This is a genomic window from Fibrella arboris (assembly GCF_041321095.1).
Lineage (GTDB): Bacteria > Bacteroidota > Bacteroidia > Cytophagales > Spirosomataceae > Fibrella > Fibrella arboris.
In genome coordinates this window covers 47,104-67,440 of sequence record NZ_JBGGWE010000008.1, presented here as the reverse complement: position 1 = coordinate 67,440, position 20,337 = coordinate 47,104, and the positions used below count along the sequence as shown (strand labels likewise).

The 20,337-nt window shown below is 54.2% G+C and carries 17 protein-coding genes; 5 read left to right on the top strand and 12 right to left on the bottom strand.

Annotated features, from left to right (window positions below):
* The first annotated feature begins 34 nt into the window (after nucleotides 1-34).
* On the top strand, nucleotides 35-835 hold the full coding sequence (locus ACAW75_RS15350) for an SDR family NAD(P)-dependent oxidoreductase (RefSeq protein WP_370729616.1): 801 nt from the start codon (nucleotides 35-37) through the stop codon (nucleotides 833-835).
* A gap of 95 nt (nucleotides 836-930) precedes the next feature.
* On the opposite strand, the gene ACAW75_RS15345 is transcribed toward ACAW75_RS15350, so the two are convergent.
* The 11 genes from ACAW75_RS15345 to ACAW75_RS15295 form a co-directional block, all read right to left on the bottom strand.
* On the bottom strand, nucleotides 931-1,917 hold the full coding sequence (locus ACAW75_RS15345; protein WP_370729791.1) for an aldo/keto reductase: 987 nt from the start codon (nucleotides 1,915-1,917) through the stop codon (nucleotides 931-933).
* A gap of 158 nt (nucleotides 1,918-2,075) precedes the next feature.
* A complete protein-coding gene (locus tag ACAW75_RS15340) occupies nucleotides 2,076-2,837 on the bottom strand; it encodes an SDR family NAD(P)-dependent oxidoreductase (protein ID WP_370729615.1) in 762 nt (253 codons plus the stop codon).
* Nucleotides 2,838-3,009: 172 nt separating this feature from the next.
* A complete protein-coding gene (locus tag ACAW75_RS15335) occupies nucleotides 3,010-3,924 on the bottom strand; it encodes a helix-turn-helix domain-containing protein (RefSeq protein ID WP_370729614.1) in 915 nt (304 codons plus the stop codon).
* Nucleotides 3,925-4,123: 199 nt separating this feature from the next.
* Nucleotides 4,124-4,435 carry a hypothetical protein gene (locus tag ACAW75_RS15330; RefSeq protein WP_370729613.1) on the bottom strand — a complete coding sequence of 104 codons (312 nt, stop codon included), beginning with the start codon at nucleotides 4,433-4,435 and terminating at the stop codon, nucleotides 4,124-4,126.
* Between the two features lie 71 nt (nucleotides 4,436-4,506).
* A complete protein-coding gene (locus ACAW75_RS15325) occupies nucleotides 4,507-5,493 on the bottom strand; it encodes a glycosyltransferase family 9 protein (protein ID WP_370729612.1) in 987 nt (328 codons plus the stop codon).
* A 14-nt stretch (nucleotides 5,494-5,507) separates the two neighbouring features.
* Nucleotides 5,508-6,590, bottom strand: a complete 1,083-nt coding sequence (locus tag ACAW75_RS15320) for a DUF4249 domain-containing protein (protein WP_370729611.1) — start codon at nucleotides 6,588-6,590, stop codon at nucleotides 5,508-5,510.
* Between the two features lie 7 nt (nucleotides 6,591-6,597).
* On the bottom strand, nucleotides 6,598-7,680 hold the full coding sequence (locus ACAW75_RS15315; protein WP_370729610.1) for a DUF4249 domain-containing protein: 1,083 nt from the start codon (nucleotides 7,678-7,680) through the stop codon (nucleotides 6,598-6,600).
* A gap of 24 nt (nucleotides 7,681-7,704) precedes the next feature.
* The gene (locus ACAW75_RS15310) at nucleotides 7,705-10,101 is read right to left on the bottom strand and encodes a TonB-dependent receptor (RefSeq protein WP_370729609.1); all 2,397 of its coding nucleotides are present in this window, start codon (nucleotides 10,099-10,101) and stop codon (nucleotides 7,705-7,707) included.
* A gap of 359 nt (nucleotides 10,102-10,460) precedes the next feature.
* On the bottom strand, nucleotides 10,461-12,383 hold the full coding sequence (locus ACAW75_RS15305; RefSeq protein WP_370729608.1) for a tetratricopeptide repeat-containing sensor histidine kinase: 1,923 nt from the start codon (nucleotides 12,381-12,383) through the stop codon (nucleotides 10,461-10,463).
* Nucleotides 12,384-12,473: 90 nt separating this feature from the next.
* The gene (locus ACAW75_RS15300; RefSeq protein ID WP_370729607.1) at nucleotides 12,474-13,133 is read right to left on the bottom strand and encodes a phosphatase PAP2-related protein; all 660 of its coding nucleotides are present in this window, start codon (nucleotides 13,131-13,133) and stop codon (nucleotides 12,474-12,476) included.
* Nucleotides 13,134-13,228: 95 nt separating this feature from the next.
* The gene (locus ACAW75_RS15295) at nucleotides 13,229-14,236 is read right to left on the bottom strand and encodes a hypothetical protein (protein WP_370729606.1); all 1,008 of its coding nucleotides are present in this window, start codon (nucleotides 14,234-14,236) and stop codon (nucleotides 13,229-13,231) included.
* Between the two features lie 189 nt (nucleotides 14,237-14,425).
* Here ACAW75_RS15295 and ACAW75_RS15290 point away from each other — a divergent pair, with 189 nt between their 5' ends.
* The 4 genes from ACAW75_RS15290 to msrA all read left to right on the top strand — a co-directional run bounded on the left by ACAW75_RS15290 (nucleotide 14,426) and on the right by msrA (nucleotide 18,896).
* Nucleotides 14,426-15,694: an acetyl-CoA hydrolase/transferase family protein gene (locus tag ACAW75_RS15290; RefSeq protein WP_370729605.1), complete on the top strand. Its 1,269-nt coding sequence runs from the start codon at nucleotides 14,426-14,428 to the stop codon at nucleotides 15,692-15,694.
* A gap of 147 nt (nucleotides 15,695-15,841) precedes the next feature.
* Nucleotides 15,842-16,288 (top strand): hypothetical protein, encoded by a 447-nt coding sequence (locus ACAW75_RS15285; protein WP_370729604.1) that lies wholly within the window; start codon nucleotides 15,842-15,844, stop codon nucleotides 16,286-16,288.
* A 71-nt stretch (nucleotides 16,289-16,359) separates the two neighbouring features.
* Entirely contained in the window at nucleotides 16,360-18,102 is a 1,743-nt protein-coding gene (ggt, locus tag ACAW75_RS15280; protein WP_370729603.1) for a gamma-glutamyltransferase, read from the top strand.
* A 146-nt stretch (nucleotides 18,103-18,248) separates the two neighbouring features.
* Complete coding sequence (msrA, locus tag ACAW75_RS15275) at nucleotides 18,249-18,896, top strand: peptide-methionine (S)-S-oxide reductase MsrA (protein ID WP_370729602.1); 648 nt, start codon at nucleotides 18,249-18,251, stop codon at nucleotides 18,894-18,896.
* A 93-nt stretch (nucleotides 18,897-18,989) separates the two neighbouring features.
* On the opposite strand, the gene ACAW75_RS15270 is transcribed toward msrA, so the two are convergent.
* Nucleotides 18,990-20,324: a DEAD/DEAH box helicase gene (locus ACAW75_RS15270; protein WP_370729601.1), complete on the bottom strand. Its 1,335-nt coding sequence runs from the start codon at nucleotides 20,322-20,324 to the stop codon at nucleotides 18,990-18,992.
* Nucleotides 20,325-20,337: the final 13 nt, after the last annotated feature.

The window sequence follows — 20,337 nt, the reverse complement described above, 5'->3', positions numbered from 1 at the left end:
TATAGGCATTCACTCTTTCACACGTTGTTTTCAAATGGACCTGCTTACAAATAAAAAAATAGTAGTCATTGGCGGAAGCCGGGGCACTGGTCTCGCCATCGTCGGAGCTTTCTACCATGCAGGCGCCGATGTACTCGTCGTAGCCAGGCATTCCCAATCGCTTACCGACCTTGCGGACGACTTTCCTGCTGTGCGCACGTTGCAGGCCGATATGACGGACGCCAGTACAATTGAAGCCATCTTTCAGGATTCACCCGATGTGGTGATCCTTGCTGGCGGGGCAACACCACCCACCCAACCCGTATTTGAGCTGGACTGGGAAACGTTTAGCACAAATTGGAACATCGATGTAAAGGCATCGTACATGTTGTTGCAGTCTGCGCTCACGACCCCTGCCAAGGCGGGTACGCTCATCCTGTTTATAGCCAGCGGTGCGGCCCTGGGCGGCTCACCCATCTCGGGCGGCTATGCGGGGGCAAAGCGGATGCAGATGTTTCTGGCAAACTACGCACAGCTGGCCTCGGACCGACTCGGACTTGGCTTGCGCTTCCTGACGCTGGCCCCCTGGCGGCTCATGAAAGATACGGGTACGGGCGATGCTGTAGTGCCTGAGTATGCCAAATTCATGGGCGTTTCGGAAGCCGATTTCGTTGCCGGGATGACGTTGGCTCAAACGAAAGAAGAGGTGGCCGAAGCCGTTGTGTCAGTTGCCAAACAATGGCCCGCCCCGCAGGCAGGAAACGTGTTTGTTGTGTCGAGCGAAGGCATTGCTACTGAATCGGACATGCTAAAAGGCCGTCCTTTTTGGCAAAACGTCGACCGGCAACGTACCTGAGAAAAGACCCGCTCTTTTAAAAGCAGGTCTTTGGTGGGTAGATGATCAGACCCTGGGCACGTTCACCACGGCACCGGATGCCCCATCCAGCGTCATTACAGGCCTGTCGATTTCTCCATTTGTTCGGTATAGCGCGTTCCGACCACCTGAATCTGAGCGGAAGCATTTTCAATGTCCTGAAGCTCGTCGGCCGTTAGCTGAATGGCGGCGGCTCCGTTATTTTCTGTCAGGCGGTGCCGTTTCGTGGTGCCGGGAATAGGCACAATCCAGGGTTTCTGAGCGAGTACCCACGCCAGGGCAATCTGAGCGTTCGTGGCCTGGTGACGGTCTGCAAACTGATTGAGCAGATCGAGCAACGCTTTGTTGGCTGCCCGGGCTTCTTCCGTGTAGCGGGGTAGCGTGTTACGAATATCACCGGCCGCAAACTGGGTAGTTTCATCAATCTTACCTGTCAGGTATCCCTTACCCAATGGGCTATAGGCCACCAGGCCAATGCCCAATTCGTCGATGGTCGGGATAATTTCCTTCTCATGCTGACGGGTCCACATCGAATACTCGCTTTGCAGGGCCGTCACCGGCTGAACCGCATGGGCCCGGCGGATGGTTTGTGCCCCCGCCTCCGATAGGCCAAAGTGTTTCACTTTACCCTCCTGAATCAGGTCGCGTACGGTGCCGGCCACGTCTTCGATAGGTACGTTCGGGTCAACGCGGTGCTGGTAGAACAGGTCGATCACCTCAACGCGTAATCGTTTCATCGACGCTTCGGCTACCGCCCGTATATTCTCCGGCCGACTGTTCAAACCCGCCATTTTGCCATCCTGGATATTGAAACCAAACTTGGTAGCAATAACCACCTCGCCTTTGAACGGCTCGAGGGCTTCGCCAACGAGTTCTTCGTTGGTATAAGGCCCGTATACTTCTGCCGTATCGAAGAAGGTAATGCCTTGCTCTACGGCAGCCCGGATCACCCGGATCATCTCCGCCGTGTCTTTGGCCGGCCCGTAGCCGAAGCTCATGCCCATGCAGCCCAGCCCAATGGCTGATACGTCAAGGCCGTTCGTTCCTACTGTGCGCTTTTGCATTGTTGTACGCATACCGATGTGCTAGTTAGACAAGGCAAAATTGACGAAATAACCGCTCAGAAAACAACGAAAACCAAACAGGAACTTACGAAAATCAAACGGATCGTTGAAGCCACCGCTCTGCATTGGCCCAAGCGTTTATATCGGTCAACTCAACGTCAGGCTCTGGCTGCACGAAGGGCAGGCAGGCCGATTCCCGCCGCATCGAATCCGCCATCCACGGCAATCATTTGTCCGGTGATGTAGGCCGCTTTGGTGGAGCAGAGGAAGAAAACGGTTTCCGCAATGTCCAGTTCGGTAGCAGAGCGGTGCAGGGGAATACCGTCGTAATATGCTTTAATGATTTCGGGAGAGTGAACGGCTTCGGCCAGCTTTGTCTTGACCGGGCCTGGCGAGACGCAGTTTACCCGCACGCCATAGTCGCCCAGTTCCACGGCCAATTGTTTGGTTAAATGCACCACGGCCGCTTTCGACGTGCCATAGGCCACCCGAAGGGTACTGGCCCGTACGGCCGAGATAGACGCTATATTGACGATGGCCCCTTTGGTTTCTTTCAACGCGGGAACGGCGGCCATCGAGCAAAGGAAAACACCATCCAGATTGGTTGCCATAACGGTTCGCCAATCGTCAAAATCCATGTCTTCGAGCGGCTTGAAGCTGGCAACCCCGGCATTATTGACCAGCGCATCAATCCGTCCGAATGTTGTCAATACGGTCGCGACCATCTCCGTGACGTTAGCCGGAATCGAGACATCACAGCGAATCGGCAACGTACCTGGCAACGCCCCGGCGGCCTGCTGTAGTGCTGTTTCGTCGCGGTCAACCAAGGCCACTTGCCAGTCATCGGCCAGAAACAAGGTGGCGGTAGCCAGCCCAATTCCCCGGGCGGCTCCCGTCACGATAGCGACTCTCTTTGTCATATGGATAGGTGGTTCGATTGCCGGTGCTTCTTAACCGCCCGACAGCGATCAGTCGGCAGGCTGGCAATGAAGAGTACCAGTCACTTATGTAAAGCGGAGGCGAGCGTTTATCTATCGGGTACGTTCCATTTCTCTGCAACATCGTTCCCGACAGTATAACCCCTGATGCTGATTAACCCTGCCGAAACTTAGACGGGCTTAGCTGAACGTGTTTCTTGAAGAAGTTATTGAAATGGGTCACCTCGTTGAACCCCAGGGCATAGGCGATTTCTGATATGCCCCAGGCGCTGTGCCGAAGCATGATCTTAGCCTCTTGTAGCACCCGTTCCGCAATGAGTTGGGAAGTCGTTTTCCGGGTCGTTCCTTTCACCGCCCGGTTCAGGTGGTTGACATGCACATTAAGCTGGCTGGCAAAGTCTGAAGCCGAGCGGAGCGCAATACCGGGATGGTTTTCATCAATCGGAAATTGCCGTTCCAGGAGTTCCAGAAACAGAGAAGCAATTCGTTGCGAGGCATTGATAGGCTGTGTATCGAATTTGGTCGACGGCTGCATCTTCATGGCAATGTGCAGCAGTTCGAACACCAGATTACGCAGCACATCATATTTATGGATGTAGTCGGAGTCGATCTCGTCGAACATCTTTTTATAGATCGAGCTGACATACAGGACCTGCTCGTCCGACAGATCAAAGACGTGATCACCGTTGGGCTGGAAGACCGAATACTGGGTCAGATTACCAAATCGGTGAAAGAAATGCGGGTTGAATATGCAATAAAAGCCGCCCGTTATCTGGTCCAGGCGGTCGCATTTATAAGGAATTTGTGGATTGGAAAAGACCAGCGATTGACCATCTATCGTAATGACCCGGTCGGCATAGTGCATGTCGATGTTGCCCAGTACAAGCATGATTTTGTAGTAATCCCGTCGTTTGTAAGGCAGGGATTTAGGCTTGTCGGGTTCTGTTGGTTCCAGGGGAAAAATAGTGAAATGCCCGATCTCGTTTTTGAGGGTATCGGGTACCCAGCGAAGGGCTTCTGCCCCAACTTTTCGCTCATAAAACTCGTCAATGGTTTCGCTAGTATTCATCACAACGACAGTCAGGCGGGGCTACCCTGGTAGTCCGAAGAACGAAGTTACCCAATATGCCGTGTCCACGAACACTCAGCTACTGCCGTACATAGTTTTTTTGACCGCATAAACCAGCTTCAGGAAGCAATTGGGTGCAATCTCAGCGGTGGCAAAGCGTCGGGGCGCAATGAGTTAACGAGTTGCTTAGCCTCGCCATCTACCGCCTGGGTGTGGCGCTGAAAGTAAGGGCAGGATGCGCCCCGGTGCGCACGCGAAATCGGTTGGCAGTGACTACTTCATACCGCCACCAGAATAAAAATGACCAGGGTGTACCATCCAATGCACACCGAAGTGGCGGCTCGAAACTGAGTCGTTTCCCACCCACAGACAGCTCGAAGATGGTAGGTGGTCTACCTGGTGAGAAAGTGGGAACGAAGGCTATTCCGTTGGTGGTACTACTGACCGATCCGCGCAAATACCCGTCTGGCTGACTACGCTGGCCCACGGTACTGTCGGCGGTTCGGGTCATAAGGGAACGAGTATGAGAACGTAGAATAAACTACTCTCAATACTTAGTAAACCAAGTAGTTGCCTACGACCTCATACCCCGCGCTGGCGTTTTAATTCCGTGATATCGAAGTCAAATGAGAGTTCATTCATGCAGTTGAAATGCCCGCGCGGGCACTTATCGAAGCCTATTTTTGAGCAGGGACGGCAATCAAGTTTGTTGTTTTCCAGTACTACGTAGGGAGTTTTGTACGGATACATGCCGAAGGCGGGCACCGTATTGCCCCAGATTGAATACACCTTTTTTTTGAGCGCCGCCGCAATGTGCATCAGCCCTGTATCATGACTGAATACCAGGCGGGCGCCTTGGAGCAGTGAGGCCGACTGGTTGAGGTTATACCGACCGCAGGCATTGTAGATCAAGTCTGCCCCAAGGGCTCTTTCAATCCTTTCGGCGGCTGTCTGATCTTCTTTTCCACCCAGCAACACAACCGGGTAATCGATCTGCCGGCAGAGATCGATCATCCGGTCGACGGGCAGTTTCTTGGTAGTATGCTGTCCACCAATGGCATAGGCAACGTACCCAGTCTGATGCGTGGCCGGAAGCCAGTTCGGCTCTACCTGATCTTTATACGGAATGAAGTAATCCAGCCCCTTTCCATCGTTGCTGATGCCCAGCGGCAGCAACGTGGCCAAGTAGCGGTCAACAATATGTAGATCGGGTAAGGTATTGATTTTGAAACGCACCAACAGCCATTTGTTCAGGTTCAGCTTCTCGAACGAATACGATCTTACGCCCAGTTGGAGCTTGATAAGGCTGGTACGCAGGTTCTGATGCAGGTCGATAATGTAATCGAATCGTTCGGCACGTAACTGCTTCACCAGCGTCTGTAATGACCCCTCCAGGTAATGCTTTTTGTCGATGTAGGGATTATCCTCCAGCAGCGCGGCAAATGACCGTTTTGCCGCATAATGCACTTCCGCATCGGGCACCTGCTGCTTCAGGCAACGAACCACGGGCGTTGTCAGCACGATGTCGCCGATCGACGAAAAGCGAAGGATGAGGAACTTGGTAGCCATGGGGCAAAATTACACTAAAACGGCCACCACCGGGGCTTGATACGCGTTCTATAGTCACTTTCTGCGCAAGCAATACAGGGTGGTATGCCGGGCAATGGCGGTGGTTTATAGTAAAAGTTAGGCGTGCCGATGCCTTTATTTCGGTCAACGACATAAGGGACTTTCTGAGCACCAGAGGCACTAAAATAACCGATCACGGTTTCGCCGGGATTAGTCACTGACACGATATTACCAGTCAGCGGGGCTGGTGCTACATCAAAAATACCGCCATTATTTTTGGTCAGGCTCTCAATCGCCTTGTAGTACAGATAAGCTCCCCGCGACAGACTAAGCTGTTCCAGTTCAACGTAGTACCCACTGCGCGCGACGAAGGGGGCGCGCAGCAGGAACTGGCGCGTAATGGCGTTCCCGTTCACCTGCTCGTCGGTCATCGTATTCACACAGTTGGACCCGCTGCACCGAATGATATCCCAGCAGTCTTCACAGCAATAAATGCCGTAGTCAGTAGCTGTTCCGCCAACAACCGACGTGACAACATTGCAGTAGTCTAACCGCTCAAAATGAGTCCATATCCAACGGTAGTAGTCACCCGTGGTGGCCGGGTCTTTCGTATCCAGATACACGTTGAAGCCTTTGTCGGCACTAACCCCATCTGTTGGCACTTCGGTGTACTCGTCGTAGATCCGATCGATGGCCGCAACCGGTTTGATCAACTCAGGCTTAGACTCATAGCGTCGCCCGTCGGGCAGTGTGATCGAGAGTTTGTAGGTACGTCCTGTCTGTCCCTGGAAGCTGGCGGGCGTTCGATAAATCCCTTTGCCGATACCCGTAAAATTCTGCCGGTTGCCCTTATCATCGGTAACATAAACGGTAGCGCCATCAACGATGTAGTTGACCGCATTATAGGTAAAGTTGGCCGTGTAGGTGAGCGTAATCTGATGTGGCCCCGGCCGATCGGTGATATAGCCCTCTACGATAAGCGTCTTCCCGTCGAGCGATTTCGTCTCGGGCTGATAGGGCGTAATACAGCCCAGCAGCCAGCCGAAAACCAGCATCATCGCTATTGACCGTATGGTTGACCGGCAGCTTTTCATCATTGAAGACTTAATAAGGCCACCAGCGGGGCTTCACCCGGGTGCGGCCATCGCTCTCCACGCAGGCTGAGCAGGGTGGTAACGGTGGCTGTGGCGGTGGGGGTGGCAGGATGATGAAGTTAGGTGATCCGTCGCCCTTTGTTCTATCGACAACGTGTGGTACTTTCTGTGAACCGGACGCACTAAAGTAGCCAAAGACCGTTTCGCCTGGGTTCGTGACTGACACGATGTTTCCGCGTAACGAAGCCGGAGCCGCATCGAAAATCCCCCCATTCGTTGAAGTCAGGTTCTCAATGGTTTTATAGTACTGGTAGGCATCCCTCGACACACTTAGCTGCTCTACTTCGATATAATAACCCGTATTCGATGTGTAGGGGGCCCGTAACAGGAACTGTCGGCTGATGGCATTCCCATTGATCTGCTCGTCGGAAGCCAGGTTATTGCAGTTACCACCCGCACACCGGATCACATCCCAGCAGTCCTGACAACAGGTATAACCATATTCATTGGACACTCCACGCGTTGTCACCGTCCTGATTTCGCAAAGGGTCAAAGGCTCGAAATGAGTCCATATCCAGCGGTAATAGTTGCCGGTTGTAGCCGGGTCTTTCGTATCCAGATACACGTTGAAGCCTTTATCTATGCTCTTTGTGCCGGCGATGGGTTTCGTGGTGTATTCTTCATAGATCCGATCAATTGGGGGCGCGGGGGTGATCGTTTCGGGCTTCGACTCATACTTCCGGCCATCGGGCAGGCTGATAAATAGTTTGTAGGTACGTCCCTGCTGGCCCTGAAACGTAGCGGGGGTGCGGTACACGCCCTTCCCAATGTCAACAAGATCCTGGCGTTTCCCCTGATCATCCGACACGTAAACAAGGGCCCCTGTTACAATGAAATTTATGGCCGTGCTCGTATAATCGGCCGAATAGCTGAGTGTTACCTGATGGGGACCAGGTTGATCGGTGATGAAGCCATCGACGATCAATGCCTTGGCGGCCAGTGACTTTGTTTCGGGTTGGTAGGGCGTTACACAGGACACCAGCAACCCGTAGATAAACAGGTGAAGTACGTAGCGGAAAACGTGTCGGTTCATGATCATGACGAAAGTACTGGTTGTCTAAAACCGGACGTTATAGGTTAATGACGGGAAGATGGTCCCAAAGATCGACAGCTTGAAGGCGTCGGTCAGTTGGCGCGGATCGAATTTGTAGAAGACCGAATAGGCGTTCTTGTGGGCATACACATTGTAGACAGAGAAGTTCCAGCTCTGTTGCACCTTCCGTTTTTTGGCGGGGTCCTGCTCAAACAGCATCGAAAAATCGAGACGATGGTAGTCGGGAATGCGCTCCTGATTCCGGTTTACGTAAATCGGTACGATCACGTTATTGAGCCGCGCCCGACCATACGGCTGCGTAATGGGGCGCCCGGTGCTGTAGGTGAAATTCAGCGACAGGCTGAACCGCAAACTGGGCCGATACGTCGCTGTGGCATTCAGCGTATGTGGCTTATCGAAGTTGGCCGGATAGGCCTTCCCGCCGTTTATCTGCTCATCAGGAAAGAGGCTATTGATCGTCAGCAGGGTACGGGCGTAGGTGTAGCTAACCCAGCCTGTCCAGGCGCCTTTGTTTTTGCGCACGAGCATCTCCAGCCCATACGCCTGCCCTTTCCCCTGCAAGACATCGGTTTCCGGGGCGGCATTACGCTGGAGGTTAGCCCCATCACGGTAGTCGATGGCGTTGGTCAGCGTTTTATAATACACCTCAGCCGACGCCTCGTACTCGTTTTGCTTTCCATTCATGAAATACCCGGCCGACCACTGATCGGCAATCTGCGGCTTAATGTTCGCGTCGCTGAGTACCCAGCGCGAGGTGGGCAGGGCGGCCGTGGTGTTCGATACCAGCTGAATGTATTGCCGGATGCGGTTATAGCCAATCTTCACCGACCTCCCTTCTCCCACCGTTACCCGCAGGGCCAGCCGAGGCTCAATACCACCCGATGAGTGATAGATCGTACCAGCTCCATAAGCCGTTGTGCTGGTTGCCGTACCGGGCAGCCGGGGCAGATCGGAGCCGTAGGTACGTGCCGTGGTGGGGCCAGCGTTCAGCAGGGTAGTGTAGCGTAAGCCAGCCAGCAGCGACGTACTTTCCGATACCTTCCATTCGTCCTGTGCGTAGGCGGCCAGTTCATAGGCGCGCTCGGTGGGCAGGGCAAACGGCAAGGCATTGGAAAAAGGGCCGGGCGTAAGTTTGTTCGGCTGAATGTAATAATCAATTGCACTGAGGCCAACCTGCACGGCATGGCGCTCATTATAGGCTATGCTCAGATCGCTTTTGATCTGTTTGTGCAACACGTCGGCGACCAGACTAAACTGGTTTGCCGAGTCGGGAGCCGATGTTTCCGTTCTGTACTGACTCCATACAGCGGTCGTATTCAGGTTCAGCCGACCGTTTATCAGGTAGTTCCACCGGATCGTGCCCGCCAACGTTTGGTAATCGAATTGTGTCGACGAAGCGTTGATCTCTACTCCAGAGAGCGAATCGGCCGGCAGTTTAAAGATGTCGCGACCGTAGTAGCCCGTACTGGTGACTGTGTGTTTTTCCGAAGGCTGCCATTTCACTTTAGTCGTGAAATCATAGAAGTTAGCCCTTGTACCACTCAGGCTGGCCGGGCCGAGACTGAACAGAAAGTCGTTGAATGATACCCGGGTGGCAGCCAGCACCGTCAGTTTGTTCTTGATCAGGGGACCTTCTACCCCCGCCCTACTCGACACGATACCGATGCCGCCATAGGCTGACCAGCGTTCTGTTTCCGGCTCCTTTATTTTAATGTCCAGCACCGACGAGGCCCTGCCCCCATAGCTGGGCGCGATCCCCCCCCGGTGCAGGGTAAGGTCACGCACAATATCGGGGTTGAACACAGAGAAGAACCCCAGCAGGTGACTGGTGTTGAACAGGGGGGCATCGTCCATCAGAACCAGATTCTGGTCGATGCTTCCCCCCCGAACATTGATGCCGGTTGCTCCCTCCCCTACTGATGTAACACCAGGTAACAGCAGCAGGCTCCGCACAACGTCCACTTCACCCATGAAAGCCGGAATTCGGCGTATATTCTTGATGGTCAACTGCGTTACGCCCAGTTCCACCTTTCGGATATTTTTGTCGGGTGCTTCGGCCTGAACGACTACTTCCTCCAGGTATTTCGTATCGGTCCCTAACTCGATAGTAACCAGCAGTTGCCTGGAAACGACAAACGTTAGTACTTCCGTGACAAAACCGATGTGCGAAATGCGAACAGAATACCTTCCGTTGACAAGTGGCAGGATAAAGTAGCCGTCTTTATCCGTAACGGTCCCCGCACGCGTTTCCTGTACAAAGATCGTTGCGCCGGCTATTGGCGTATTAGTACCTGCCTGCCGAACATAGCCCGTTAATGCGTGCGTATCTTTCGATTGACTGAAGGCGGTTGAGGTGACCGCGAAAAACGTGAGTAGAAGTAACGTAACGTGGCGAAGCATGCAGCAAGGTTGAGGAATTACTTTAGCAAAGCAGCCCAAACTACCTGATTTACTATGACAGCCAGCAAATTGTCGCTGATCGCTCACGTTTTCGCGCTTAATAAATTAATACTTGTCTTCTGAATAGTATCGTAACCGCAACCAGGGGAAAAGCCTGTTTGTCGAGAGAAATCAATAATATAAAGGCACAAGAAAGGGATGCCTGACCAGGCATCCCTTTTCGTAGTATTACCAATACATCTCGGCTGACCGCAGGATCCCGTCTGCCCTGTAACCGGCCAATCGCTTCCCAATTCATTAAGCGGCAGTCGGGCAAAAAGTGTTCCTTGCCTCAGGTATAGGCGATTTCGTGAGGGGTACTACTTGTTCACAGCCAGTTCAAGTTTTGTTCCTTTACCGGTGACCGATTCTATGGCCAGCACACCGCCCATTGCCCTGGCTCGTTGCCGCATGCTGGCCTGGCCAGTGCGTTCGCTGGGCTGATTCACGTCAAAACCACGCCCATTATCTTCGATCGACACCCGAAGCTGCTCTCTGGTGTAGCTGAACCGCATGGTGGCTTGCGTAGCGCCCGAGTATTTTACCAGGTTATTGATCGCCTCCTTCCCGATGAGGTACAAATTCTGCCTGACATCCATGGAAATAGGCACACTTTCCAGGGCGGGATCCGTGATGACGGAGAATTTGATCGCCTTCGATTCCATCAACGGCTGGGCATATTCCTGCAAGCGAAGGATAATCCGTTGAAGCGAGTCGTTGCCCGGATTGATCGTCCAGATAATTTCGTCGATCACATCCAGGATCTGCCGGGCATCGGTGTTGATTTTAGTGATCGCCCGCTCTACTGTTTCGGGCCGTTTCTGAGCAATCAGATCATTGACCATCCCACTCAATAACGAAATACTGCTGAGCGTGCTTCCCACTTCATCGTGCAGGTCGTGGGCAATCCGTTTCCGTAGTTCCTGCGCTTCCTGCAACCGACGAACACGCGCCCGGTTCAGGAGCCAGGCTGTTACCGACGTACCCAGCAATAGCAGGAGCAATCCACCCGCCAGTAAGGCATTCCGTTGCCAGCGGGCCCGACTGGCTTCTTCCTGGTGCAGTTGTTTTTCTTTCTCGAGCAGCCGGATTTGTGCCCCCTTCTTGTCGGCCTGGTAAGCCAGTAACAGGCGCTGCACAGCGGCATTGGTGCGTACCGTTGCCGTTGAATCGATCAGTTTATTTTTTTGAAGTTGAAACACATACGCCTGCTGGTACTTGTTCTGCTGGGCGTATAGATCCGCAAGCTGTTGCGAATACGTTTTCAGTTCCTCTTTAAAATTGTTCTGATCGGCCAGGTCAATCGCTTTTTTCAGATAAGTCTCGGCCCGCCCGTAGTCTTTCTGCGCCCGATACAACTGACCCAGATCGCCATAAAAAGTACTGATTCCCAGTTTGTTTCCTTGTTTTTGAGCAATTTGCAAGGCACGTTGCAGATACGGTATTCCCTCGGCAGGTCGATTCAAGTGTCGGAGGGCGTTGCCGATACCGTTCAGGGCATCGGCTTGCAAGAGGTCAAACTGAAGTTTTTCAGCCATCGCCAACGACTGCCTGAAATGGCCCAGCGCCTGCTGTGGCTGGCCAAGCTCAATGTAGAAATCACCCAGCTGATTCTCGAAGATGGCAATACCGCGCTGGTCGCCATTTTCCCAAAAAATAGTAGCGGCTTCCTGGTAATAAGGGATGGCCTGCGTTTGGCGGCCCATCCGAACGAGCGCGCCGCCGATGAGCCGGTGCGGAACCGGGTAGCGGGGTTTCAGTCCCCGTTGCTCCTGTAGTTTTATTGCCCGCAGGGCCGTTTGGAGCACCTGCTCATCGTGATTCAATTTATCATGACCCGCCGCCAGATTACAAAGTGCGCCATATATAGTCTGAGGGGGCAATGCGTGCTGTTCCGCCGTTTCCAGTGTTTTCTGGAAATAGACCAGTGCCTGGTCATACTCGGCCTTCATCAGGTAGATCGACGCCCGGTTACGGTAGGCGCCGGCCAACCGCATCCAGTCGGAAAGCCGTATGGCGACATCGGCCATTTGCCGACTGAGCGAGTCGGCACGGGCATAGTCAGCTTTCCTATAGATCAGGTCATAGATCGCCTTATCCATTACTCGCAGGTAACTTGTATCGGCCGGTGGGTGAGTTTTCAGGTACGTTGTTAACGAATCAGCTGTTCGCGGTGCTTGAGCGTCAGCCTGCTGGCTTAACGCTACCAGACAGCCAATGAGTAGAACCAAATGAGTCTTCATCAACAGAATTGATTAGACTACTAGTTACTAAGTTTATCAATACCCACTACAAAAAATAGATTAAGCAGACAAAACGGTAGCTAGTGGAGTCTATGTCAAGGCCTTGCTGGTGAATCGTAGGGCCAGCCAATAGACCGCGTAGGTAAAGACAGGGGCCGCCACCACATCAGCCGTATAATGCACCCGTTGAATTAGCACGCCAATGCCCACAATGGCCGTACCGATAAAGACAAGCCAGCGATCGAGGGGGCGTATCAGGCAAAAGGCCATCAGGCAGATACTGGCCGTGTGCCCGGAAAAGAACAGGTCTTTGGTGATGAACTTAGCGCCGTAGAAATAATTACTGAGGGGATCCCGCAACTCAATCAATCCGGGTGGCGGGTCGAGTGGGGTGAGGCCAATACTGATAATACGGGCAATAAACAGGAAGGCATACGCCCAGATGAAGTGGAGATACAGAGCCGGCGATTTCTGGACCCGGTAGATCAGTAACAGGGCGGCTCCCCACAAACTGAGAAAAACCGGCAGTGAAACGTCATGCCGGGGTAGGCTGTTCAAGACAACATCATGGAGGACAACACCCTTTCGGGCTTCGATCATCGCCAGATAGGACGGCCACATTGCCAGCAACGCACAAACCAGCAGCAATCCACCAATGGCCATTCGTCTAAAACGGGGGATTTTCCAGGCTTCCTGCCAGCGTACCGAGTGGGCATCACTGACGAGGGTATCTTTCAGAGAGTCATTCATAAGGGGCTGCAAAGATACAGCAACAATAAAAAGCCCGGTAGCCAGCGCGAAATTGTCTGACTACCGGGCTTCTGTACGTGTAATACGGCTGTCGCCTACCGCTTCTGCTTTTTCAGCTGCTGTTGCAGTGCCCGTATTTCTTTCTGCTGCCGAATCAGGTGCAGGGTTAGCTCTTCATTCTTTTGTACCAGTGTGGTCAACAACGTAGTCAACCCGACACCTTTATCGGCCATCTCAGCGGCCGCCGGTAGGCCCGGTAAATGGCCGTGTTGCCGGATGTAGCTCTCTACCTCGTTCAGCGGCTGCAAGGCGTAGGTCGGAGTAAATACATAATCGGCCCATTGGCTGGCAGACTGGGTACGCACCACCAACTGATTGGTAGTCAGTTGGTTTGCCAGCACCACATCGCCCTTGTCGGAGACCGTCAGGAACTTCTCGGCCACCAGTTGCCCTGCCGGCGATTGTGCCGTTAGGTTTGTGAACCGCAGGCCGCTCTGATGGTTGGCCCGGGCCGTTAATTCCAGCAGGCTATTGGGCGATGAGTTACCAATGCCAACATTCACGCCGTTACCCAGAATCAGCGCGTTGCTGCTCAGCACCCGGGCGTTGGCGCCAATGGCGGTAGCGTTAGACAGCCCTTTCCCCGCGCTGTTCGCCTGGTAACCCAGGTACGTGTTGTTGTCGCCGTCGGTATCCAGCGGCCCCGCGCCTACACCAAGGCCACTATTACCACGGCCACCACGCAGGCTTTGCCCGGCATTGTAGCCCATGAATACGTTGTCGCTGCCATCGGTATTGTTTTTACCCGACTCAAACCCAACAAAGGTGTTGTTCGAGCCGGTTGTGTTGGGGAAACCGGCCTTTAACCCCATAAATGTGTTCCGTGCGCCTGACGTGTTGCCCTGCCCGGCCTGACTGCCCAGAAAGGTGTTGGCCGTGGCTCCACTGGCCAGCGTAGTACTCTGCCCGACATACAGGTTAGTGGTTCCATTGTCGGAGCTGATCGCCACTGGCGTATTGTCTGGCACAACGATCTGGCTTTGGGCCAGCACAGACGCGGACGTTAAGGCGCTTAGAAAGAGAACGGTAGCGGTGAATTTCATAGAATATGCTCAGGATATACTTTTCGGGGCAAGGTATCAGAAAAATGATTAAAAAAACAGACGGGTATATCAAATGATGGCTGTTAACGGCTGATCGAAGTCGTCAGCAGCCACGTACCTAAATTTCTCAGCAACTATCTTACCAGTTAAGGTTTATCAGGCGTGATATTTACGCCCGCAATTCCGACTATGACAACTCCAGAGCAGGCCGTATCGGCCATACAAAGCGGCAACCGTGTGTTTATCCACAGCGTAGCCCAAACGCCCCACGTACTGATCAAGGCAATGGTTGAGCAGTCGGCCCGCCTCCGGGATGTAGAGATTTGTCACATCCACACGGAAGGGAATCTACCCTACCTGGACCCGGCATACGAGGGTATTTTTAAGCCTAACTCGTTTTTTATCGGGGCCAATATGCGACGGCAACTGGCACAGGGCATTGGCGACTACGTGCCCGTGTTTCTGAGTGAGATCCCGTTGCTCTTCAGCCGAAAAATTTTGCCGATTGATGTAGCCCTCATACAGGTATCGCCGCCCGACGCCCACGGGTATTGCTCACTCGGCCCCTCGGTCGATGTGTCGCTGGCGGCCATTCGGTCAGCTAAATATGTCATTGCGCAGGTAAACCCCCGTGTACCACGTACCCACGGTGATGGGCTCATTCCGTTCTCGATGCTTCATGCCGCCATTGACGTCGATGAGCCTATCTATGAGGTTCGTCCGGGTGAGATTGATGCAACTGACCGCAAAATAGGACAGTATGTGGCGAGCCTGGTCGACGATGGCGCCACGCTGCAACTCGGTATTGGTGGTATTCCCAATGCCACACTCGCTGAACTGATTCACCACAAAGGGCTGGGTATCCATACCGAAATGTTTACCGATGGCATCATCGATCTGGTTGAACGGGGCGTGATCACCGGCGAACACAAGGCGGTGCTTCCATACCGGATCGTATCGAGCTTTGTGATGGGCAGCCAGCGGGTTTACGACTTTATTCACGACAATCCGGCGGTGGCGATGAAGCAGGCCAGTTACACGAACGACACGGCCATCATTCGACGGAACCCAAAGGTCACCGCTATCAACTCGGCCATTGAAATTGATCTGACCGGTCAGGTGTGCGCCGATACGATTGGCACGATGCAGTACTCGGGCGTTGGCGGGCAGATGGACTTTGTCCGGGGTGCGTCGCTCTCGGAGGGGGGTAAACCGATTATTGCGCTCCCTTCGGTTACCAGTAAAGGCCTCAGCAAGCTTGTTCCGTTCCTGAAGGAAGGGGCCGGCGTGACCACCACCCGCGCCCACGTTCATTACGTAGTTACTGAATGGGGCATCGCCGATCTGTTCGGTCAGAACCTCCGGCAGCGTGCCCGCCTGCTCATCAACATCGCGCATCCCGACCATCGGGAAGAACTGGAACGCCAGGCCTACGAACGCTTTGGCCGACTAGCCTAACGAGACCGCCGCTAAACCCTTGATTTCAGGTACGTTAGCTGACCTGCAACAATTAACCAAACTTTAACCGGTTTGGCAGGAAGGGTATTAAACGCAGTACGGGCAGGTCGATCTAACGGATAAACTGAGCGAAAGCCCAGCATACCGATGAATACCTGCAAAGCAAGTGCATTGGCCGCCTGTCTCTTTTTAAGCGTGGCCACAACTAGTTTCGCCCAGTATGGCTCTGGATACCAGCAGCCTTATCAGGGAGGGGCTACATGTTTACCCAATTATCCCAACGGCTACGGGCAACGCTATCCCAACGGATATGGTCAAAACTACCCGAACGGCTACGGGCGCTCCAATCAACCTTATCCGAATGGGTATGGCTACGGACAGGCCCCTGGCCACTACGGCGGCTATAACCAGTATGGCCAACCTTATCCGGGCCAACCGCAGGTTGTCGTTGCGCCACCCGGCGTTGTACTGAGTCCGCCACCCGTTGTTTACGCACCACCTGTCGTAGTAGTTCGGCCGAATCTGACCTATGGATACGGGTACGGCCATCAGGGGAGAGCACGTCGGGGTAGTTTTGGCGGACGTCGCTGGTAACTGCCTGTAGTAGGTTGTTTACGGCCGCATCTTCTACCCGATAGGTTGTCGATTTGTAGCGCCCGTATCCTATGAAACCTCTTTGTGTCAGTAGTCTCTTTTTCCTGTCTCTGTTAGCCTGTTGCAACTTGTTTGGGCAGTCGGCGGGGAAAGGCGACCGGATCAGTGGCCTTTCTTTCGCGACCCGGAGCCCAACGCTGGGCACGCATGGCATGGTAGCGACCAGTCATCCGCTGGCCACGCAGATTGGTCTCGACGTCTTGAAGAAAGGCGGTACGGCTGTCGATGCAGCCATTGCCGCCAATGCCGCGCTAGGCGTGGTCGAGCCCAACAACGGTGGTATCGGGGGCGACCTGTTCGCGATTGTCTGGTCGGCGAAAGACAAGAAACTGTACGGGCTGAATGCCAGCGGTCGTTCGCCTAAAGGGCTTTCGTACGATCAGTTACAATCGCTTCTGGGCCAGCGAAAGCAGCTACCACTCTATGGTCCGCTATCAGTTTCGGTGCCCGGCGCTGTAGATGGCTGGTTTCAGCTTCATAGCCGCTTCGGGAAGCTGCCGATGCGCACCTTGCTGGCCCCCAGTATCCAGTATGCGCACGAAGGGGCGCCGGTACCGCAGGTGATTGCCTATTCGTGGCAAGCAGCCGCACAACGACTGGCAACCAATCAGGGTGACATCTCGGAGTTCACCAATTTTCAGCAGACCTTTCTGATCAACGGAAAGCCACCTGTTGAGGGGCAGTTATTTCGGAATCCGGACCTGGCACACACCTACGAGTTAATTGCCAGCGGGGGGCGTGACGCCTTCTATCGGGGCTCGCTGGCCGACGCGATGGATCGATATGCCAAACGGGCGGGCCTTTTTCTGCGTAAGGCCGACCTAATGGCTCATCGTAGTACGTGGGTGGAGCCTGTATCGGTAACTTACCGGGGTTACAACGTATTCGAACTACCGCCGAACGGACAGGGTGTGTCGGTGTTGCAGATGCTCAATATCCTCGAAGGTTTCGATGTAGCCAAACTGGGACATAACAGCGCAGACTACCTGCATCTACTGGTCGAAGCCAAGAAATTAGCCTTTGAAGACCGGGCCCGCTATTATGCCGACCCCGATTTTTCGAAAGTACCCCTTGCCTGGCTACTCTCTAAAGACTATGCAGCCCACCGTCGTCAGCTGATCGATCCGGCAAAAGCATCGGTTCGCCTCGACGCGGGCGAGGCTGCCCTTCGCGCAGGTGACACCGTTTACCTGACCGTTGCCGATGCCCAAGGCAACATGGTGTCGTTGATCCAGAGCAATATGCTGGAATTTGGCAGCGGCATGGTTCCCGATCGGCTCGGGTTTGTCTTTCACAATCGAGGGACCAGTTTTACCATGCAGCCCGGCCACGCCAACGTGTACGCCCCCGGCAAACGGCCATTCAACACCATCATTCCCGGGTTTGTCCTCAAAGATAGACAGCCCTTTTTAAGCTTTGGTGTGATGGGCGGCGCCATGCAACCTCAAGGCCACGTGCAGGTTCTGTGTAACATCATCGACTTTGGCATGAACGTACAGGAAGCTGGCGACGCGGCCCGGTTCAGCCATTCCGGCAGCAGCGAACCCACCGGTACGCTCATGACCGATGGCGGCAGGCTGGCGCTTGAAAGTGGCGTGCCCGTTGCAGTAAGAAATGAACTGGCCCGTCGGGGGCACCGGCTGGCCGATACTGATTTTTTTGGCGGGTATCAGGCTATCTTGTGGGATGCCGTGAATCGTATTTATCGCGGGGCGTCTGAGATGCGAAAAGATGGGCAGGCGGCGGGCTATTAGCTACGTCACCGCGTAGCTACCAGCCTGATGGCTGACAAAAAAACAGGTGTCTTCGGTGCTTATTCCCCACGAATTTTTGTTTAAAAAGGGAAGGCGAAAAAGCCAGATCAGTGGCAATTCCGTATATTTTTCAAACACCAACCATCATGCGATTCCTACAACTCATTGTCATCAGTTGCTTACTTATTGGCCAGACGGCCCTGGCTCAGGGCGATGAATCGACACCGGCTGCGTTACCTAAATTGAAAGCGGGCGAAGCCGTTGCTACGTTCGCGGGCGGTTGTTTCTGGGCGCAGGAAGAAGGGTTCGATCAGCTCAGGGGCGTTCGTGAAGTCATTTCGGGATATGCCGGTGGCAACGTACCCAACCCTACCTATCAACAGGTAGGCACCGACAAAACCGGTCACGCGGAATCTGTTCAGGTTTACTATGACCCTACAGTGATCAGCTACAAAGACCTGCTCAATGCCTTTTTCGCCGGACACGACCCGACTACCCTGAACCGGCAGGGGCCCGACGTTGGGCGCGACTACCGATCGGTGGCTTTTTACCGGACTCCTGCCGAAAAACAGGAAATCCTGGCGGCGATCCAGCGCGTCAACGCGTCGAAGCATTACGCCAACCCAGTGGTGACCGACGTGTTACCGTTCACGGCCTTTTACCCGGCCGAAAAATACCATCAGAACTACTGCAAACTGCATCCTGATCAACCGTACATCCAGGGTGTTTCGCTCCCTAAAGTGGAGAAATTACGTCACGCCATGCAGGGCAAGCTCAAAAAAGAAGGCATGTAAGCTGGCTGCGATTTTCACCAGAAAGGCCCCGGTGAGCAATTGCTCACCGGGGCCTTTCTGGTGAAAATCGCAGCCCCGCGCTGTCGCTCTGCCTTAACGGGCGATCTGGATTTTATATTTTTTACCCTTCATCTTCTCGTTCTCAATTCGGCTGAGTAATTCAGTCACTTTGGTGCGACGCACTGAGGCGAACGACATAAAATCGCCCACTTCTATTCGGCCCAGGTCAGCTTTATCGAGCTGTCCTTTTTGCGCGAAAAAGCCCACGATGTCTACTTTGTTGAGCTTGTTCTTCTTCCCACCGCTGATATAAACGGTGGTGTAGGCAGGCGGCTCGGGCAGCACCGGAGTCTGTGAAGGAACGGTGAATGCATCCAGCTGCTCGGGCAGATAGTACGGTCTGGCGTCACCTCCGCCAGGTACGTTGCCGGGGAGCAGCACATAGGCCGCCCCAGCCGCATGCATCCGGGCGGTTCGGCCATTTCGGTGCGTAAACTCCGTAGCATGGGCAGGCAGCTCGTAATGGATCACGTGTTTCATATCGGGAATATCTAAACCACGAGCGGCGAGGTCGGTGGTGACCAGGTACGTTACGCTGCCGCCCCGGAAACGAATCAACGCCCGCTCCCGCTCTACCTGCTCCAGGGCGCCATGATAGGCGGCGGTGTACAACCCCTTGTTGTTCAGCCAGTCACTAAGCTGCTCAACGGTACCGCGGAGGTTACAGAAGATCAGCGCCGACTCGCTGCCCAAAGCGCACAGCAGCCGAAACAAGGTTGCCCGATCGTCGGGCCCATCGGTGTAAACAGCTCTCAGGGTCAGCTTACCCGTTTTGGTTTCGTCGGCCTCAAATGTCAATTGGGTTGGGTTATGCAGCTCGATAAAATCCGGTATGGCAATACCCGATGTGGCAGATACCAGCACCCGGGTTTGCAGATTCGGTAGTTGCGCTACGATGTACGCCATCTCGTCGTGAAAGCCGAGCGTCAACGACTTATCAAATTCATCGAGTACCAGCGTCTGGATCCCGGTCGTGGCCAGTGTCCGGCGCGTCAGGTGGTCGGCAATACGGCCGGGCGTACCAATCAGCAGAGCGGGCGGATTGCTCAGGTTTTTCACTTCCGTCTCAACGGAGTGCCCTCCGTAGCATACATTCACCTTGAAGCCCGTTGACATGGAGCGCCACACCTGCTCGATTTGCATGGCCAGTTCGCGCGACGGCACCACTATCAGGCATTGCACCGTTTGCTGGTCGGGCTTTAGCAGTTTCAGCACGGGCAGCAAAAAGCCCAGTGTCTTGCCAGAGCCGGTAGGCGCCCGCAAAAACGTGTCGGTGCCGGGCAGAATAGCCTGCTCTGCTGCCGCCTGCATGGGGTTCAAGGCCGCTATGCCGAGGGCCGCAAGCACATGGGTATGTGGGTCTGTCATGCCGCAAAAGTAC

Coding starts and splice junctions, on each gene's coding strand:
- ACAW75_RS15350 (WP_370729616.1), top strand. CDS start 35: ATGGACCTGCTTACAAATAAAAAAATAGTAGTCATTGGCGGAAGCCGG.
- ACAW75_RS15345 (WP_370729791.1), bottom strand. CDS start 1,917: ATGCAAAAGCGCACAGTAGGAACGAACGGCCTTGACGTATCAGCCATT.
- ACAW75_RS15340 (WP_370729615.1), bottom strand. CDS start 2,837: ATGACAAAGAGAGTCGCTATCGTGACGGGAGCCGCCCGGGGAATTGGG.
- ACAW75_RS15335 (WP_370729614.1), bottom strand. CDS start 3,924: ATGAATACTAGCGAAACCATTGACGAGTTTTATGAGCGAAAAGTTGGG.
- ACAW75_RS15330 (WP_370729613.1), bottom strand. CDS start 4,435: ATGACCCGAACCGCCGACAGTACCGTGGGCCAGCGTAGTCAGCCAGAC.
- ACAW75_RS15325 (WP_370729612.1), bottom strand. CDS start 5,493: ATGGCTACCAAGTTCCTCATCCTTCGCTTTTCGTCGATCGGCGACATC.
- ACAW75_RS15320 (WP_370729611.1), bottom strand. CDS start 6,590: ATGATGAAAAGCTGCCGGTCAACCATACGGTCAATAGCGATGATGCTG.
- ACAW75_RS15315 (WP_370729610.1), bottom strand. CDS start 7,680: ATGAACCGACACGTTTTCCGCTACGTACTTCACCTGTTTATCTACGGG.
- ACAW75_RS15310 (WP_370729609.1), bottom strand. CDS start 10,101: ATGCTTCGCCACGTTACGTTACTTCTACTCACGTTTTTCGCGGTCACC.
- ACAW75_RS15305 (WP_370729608.1), bottom strand. CDS start 12,383: ATGAAGACTCATTTGGTTCTACTCATTGGCTGTCTGGTAGCGTTAAGC.
- ACAW75_RS15300 (WP_370729607.1), bottom strand. CDS start 13,133: ATGAATGACTCTCTGAAAGATACCCTCGTCAGTGATGCCCACTCGGTA.
- ACAW75_RS15295 (WP_370729606.1), bottom strand. CDS start 14,236: ATGAAATTCACCGCTACCGTTCTCTTTCTAAGCGCCTTAACGTCCGCG.
- ACAW75_RS15290 (WP_370729605.1), top strand. CDS start 14,426: ATGACAACTCCAGAGCAGGCCGTATCGGCCATACAAAGCGGCAACCGT.
- ACAW75_RS15285 (WP_370729604.1), top strand. CDS start 15,842: ATGAATACCTGCAAAGCAAGTGCATTGGCCGCCTGTCTCTTTTTAAGC.
- ggt (WP_370729603.1), top strand. CDS start 16,360: ATGAAACCTCTTTGTGTCAGTAGTCTCTTTTTCCTGTCTCTGTTAGCC.
- msrA (WP_370729602.1), top strand. CDS start 18,249: ATGCGATTCCTACAACTCATTGTCATCAGTTGCTTACTTATTGGCCAG.
- ACAW75_RS15270 (WP_370729601.1), bottom strand. CDS start 20,324: ATGACAGACCCACATACCCATGTGCTTGCGGCCCTCGGCATAGCGGCC.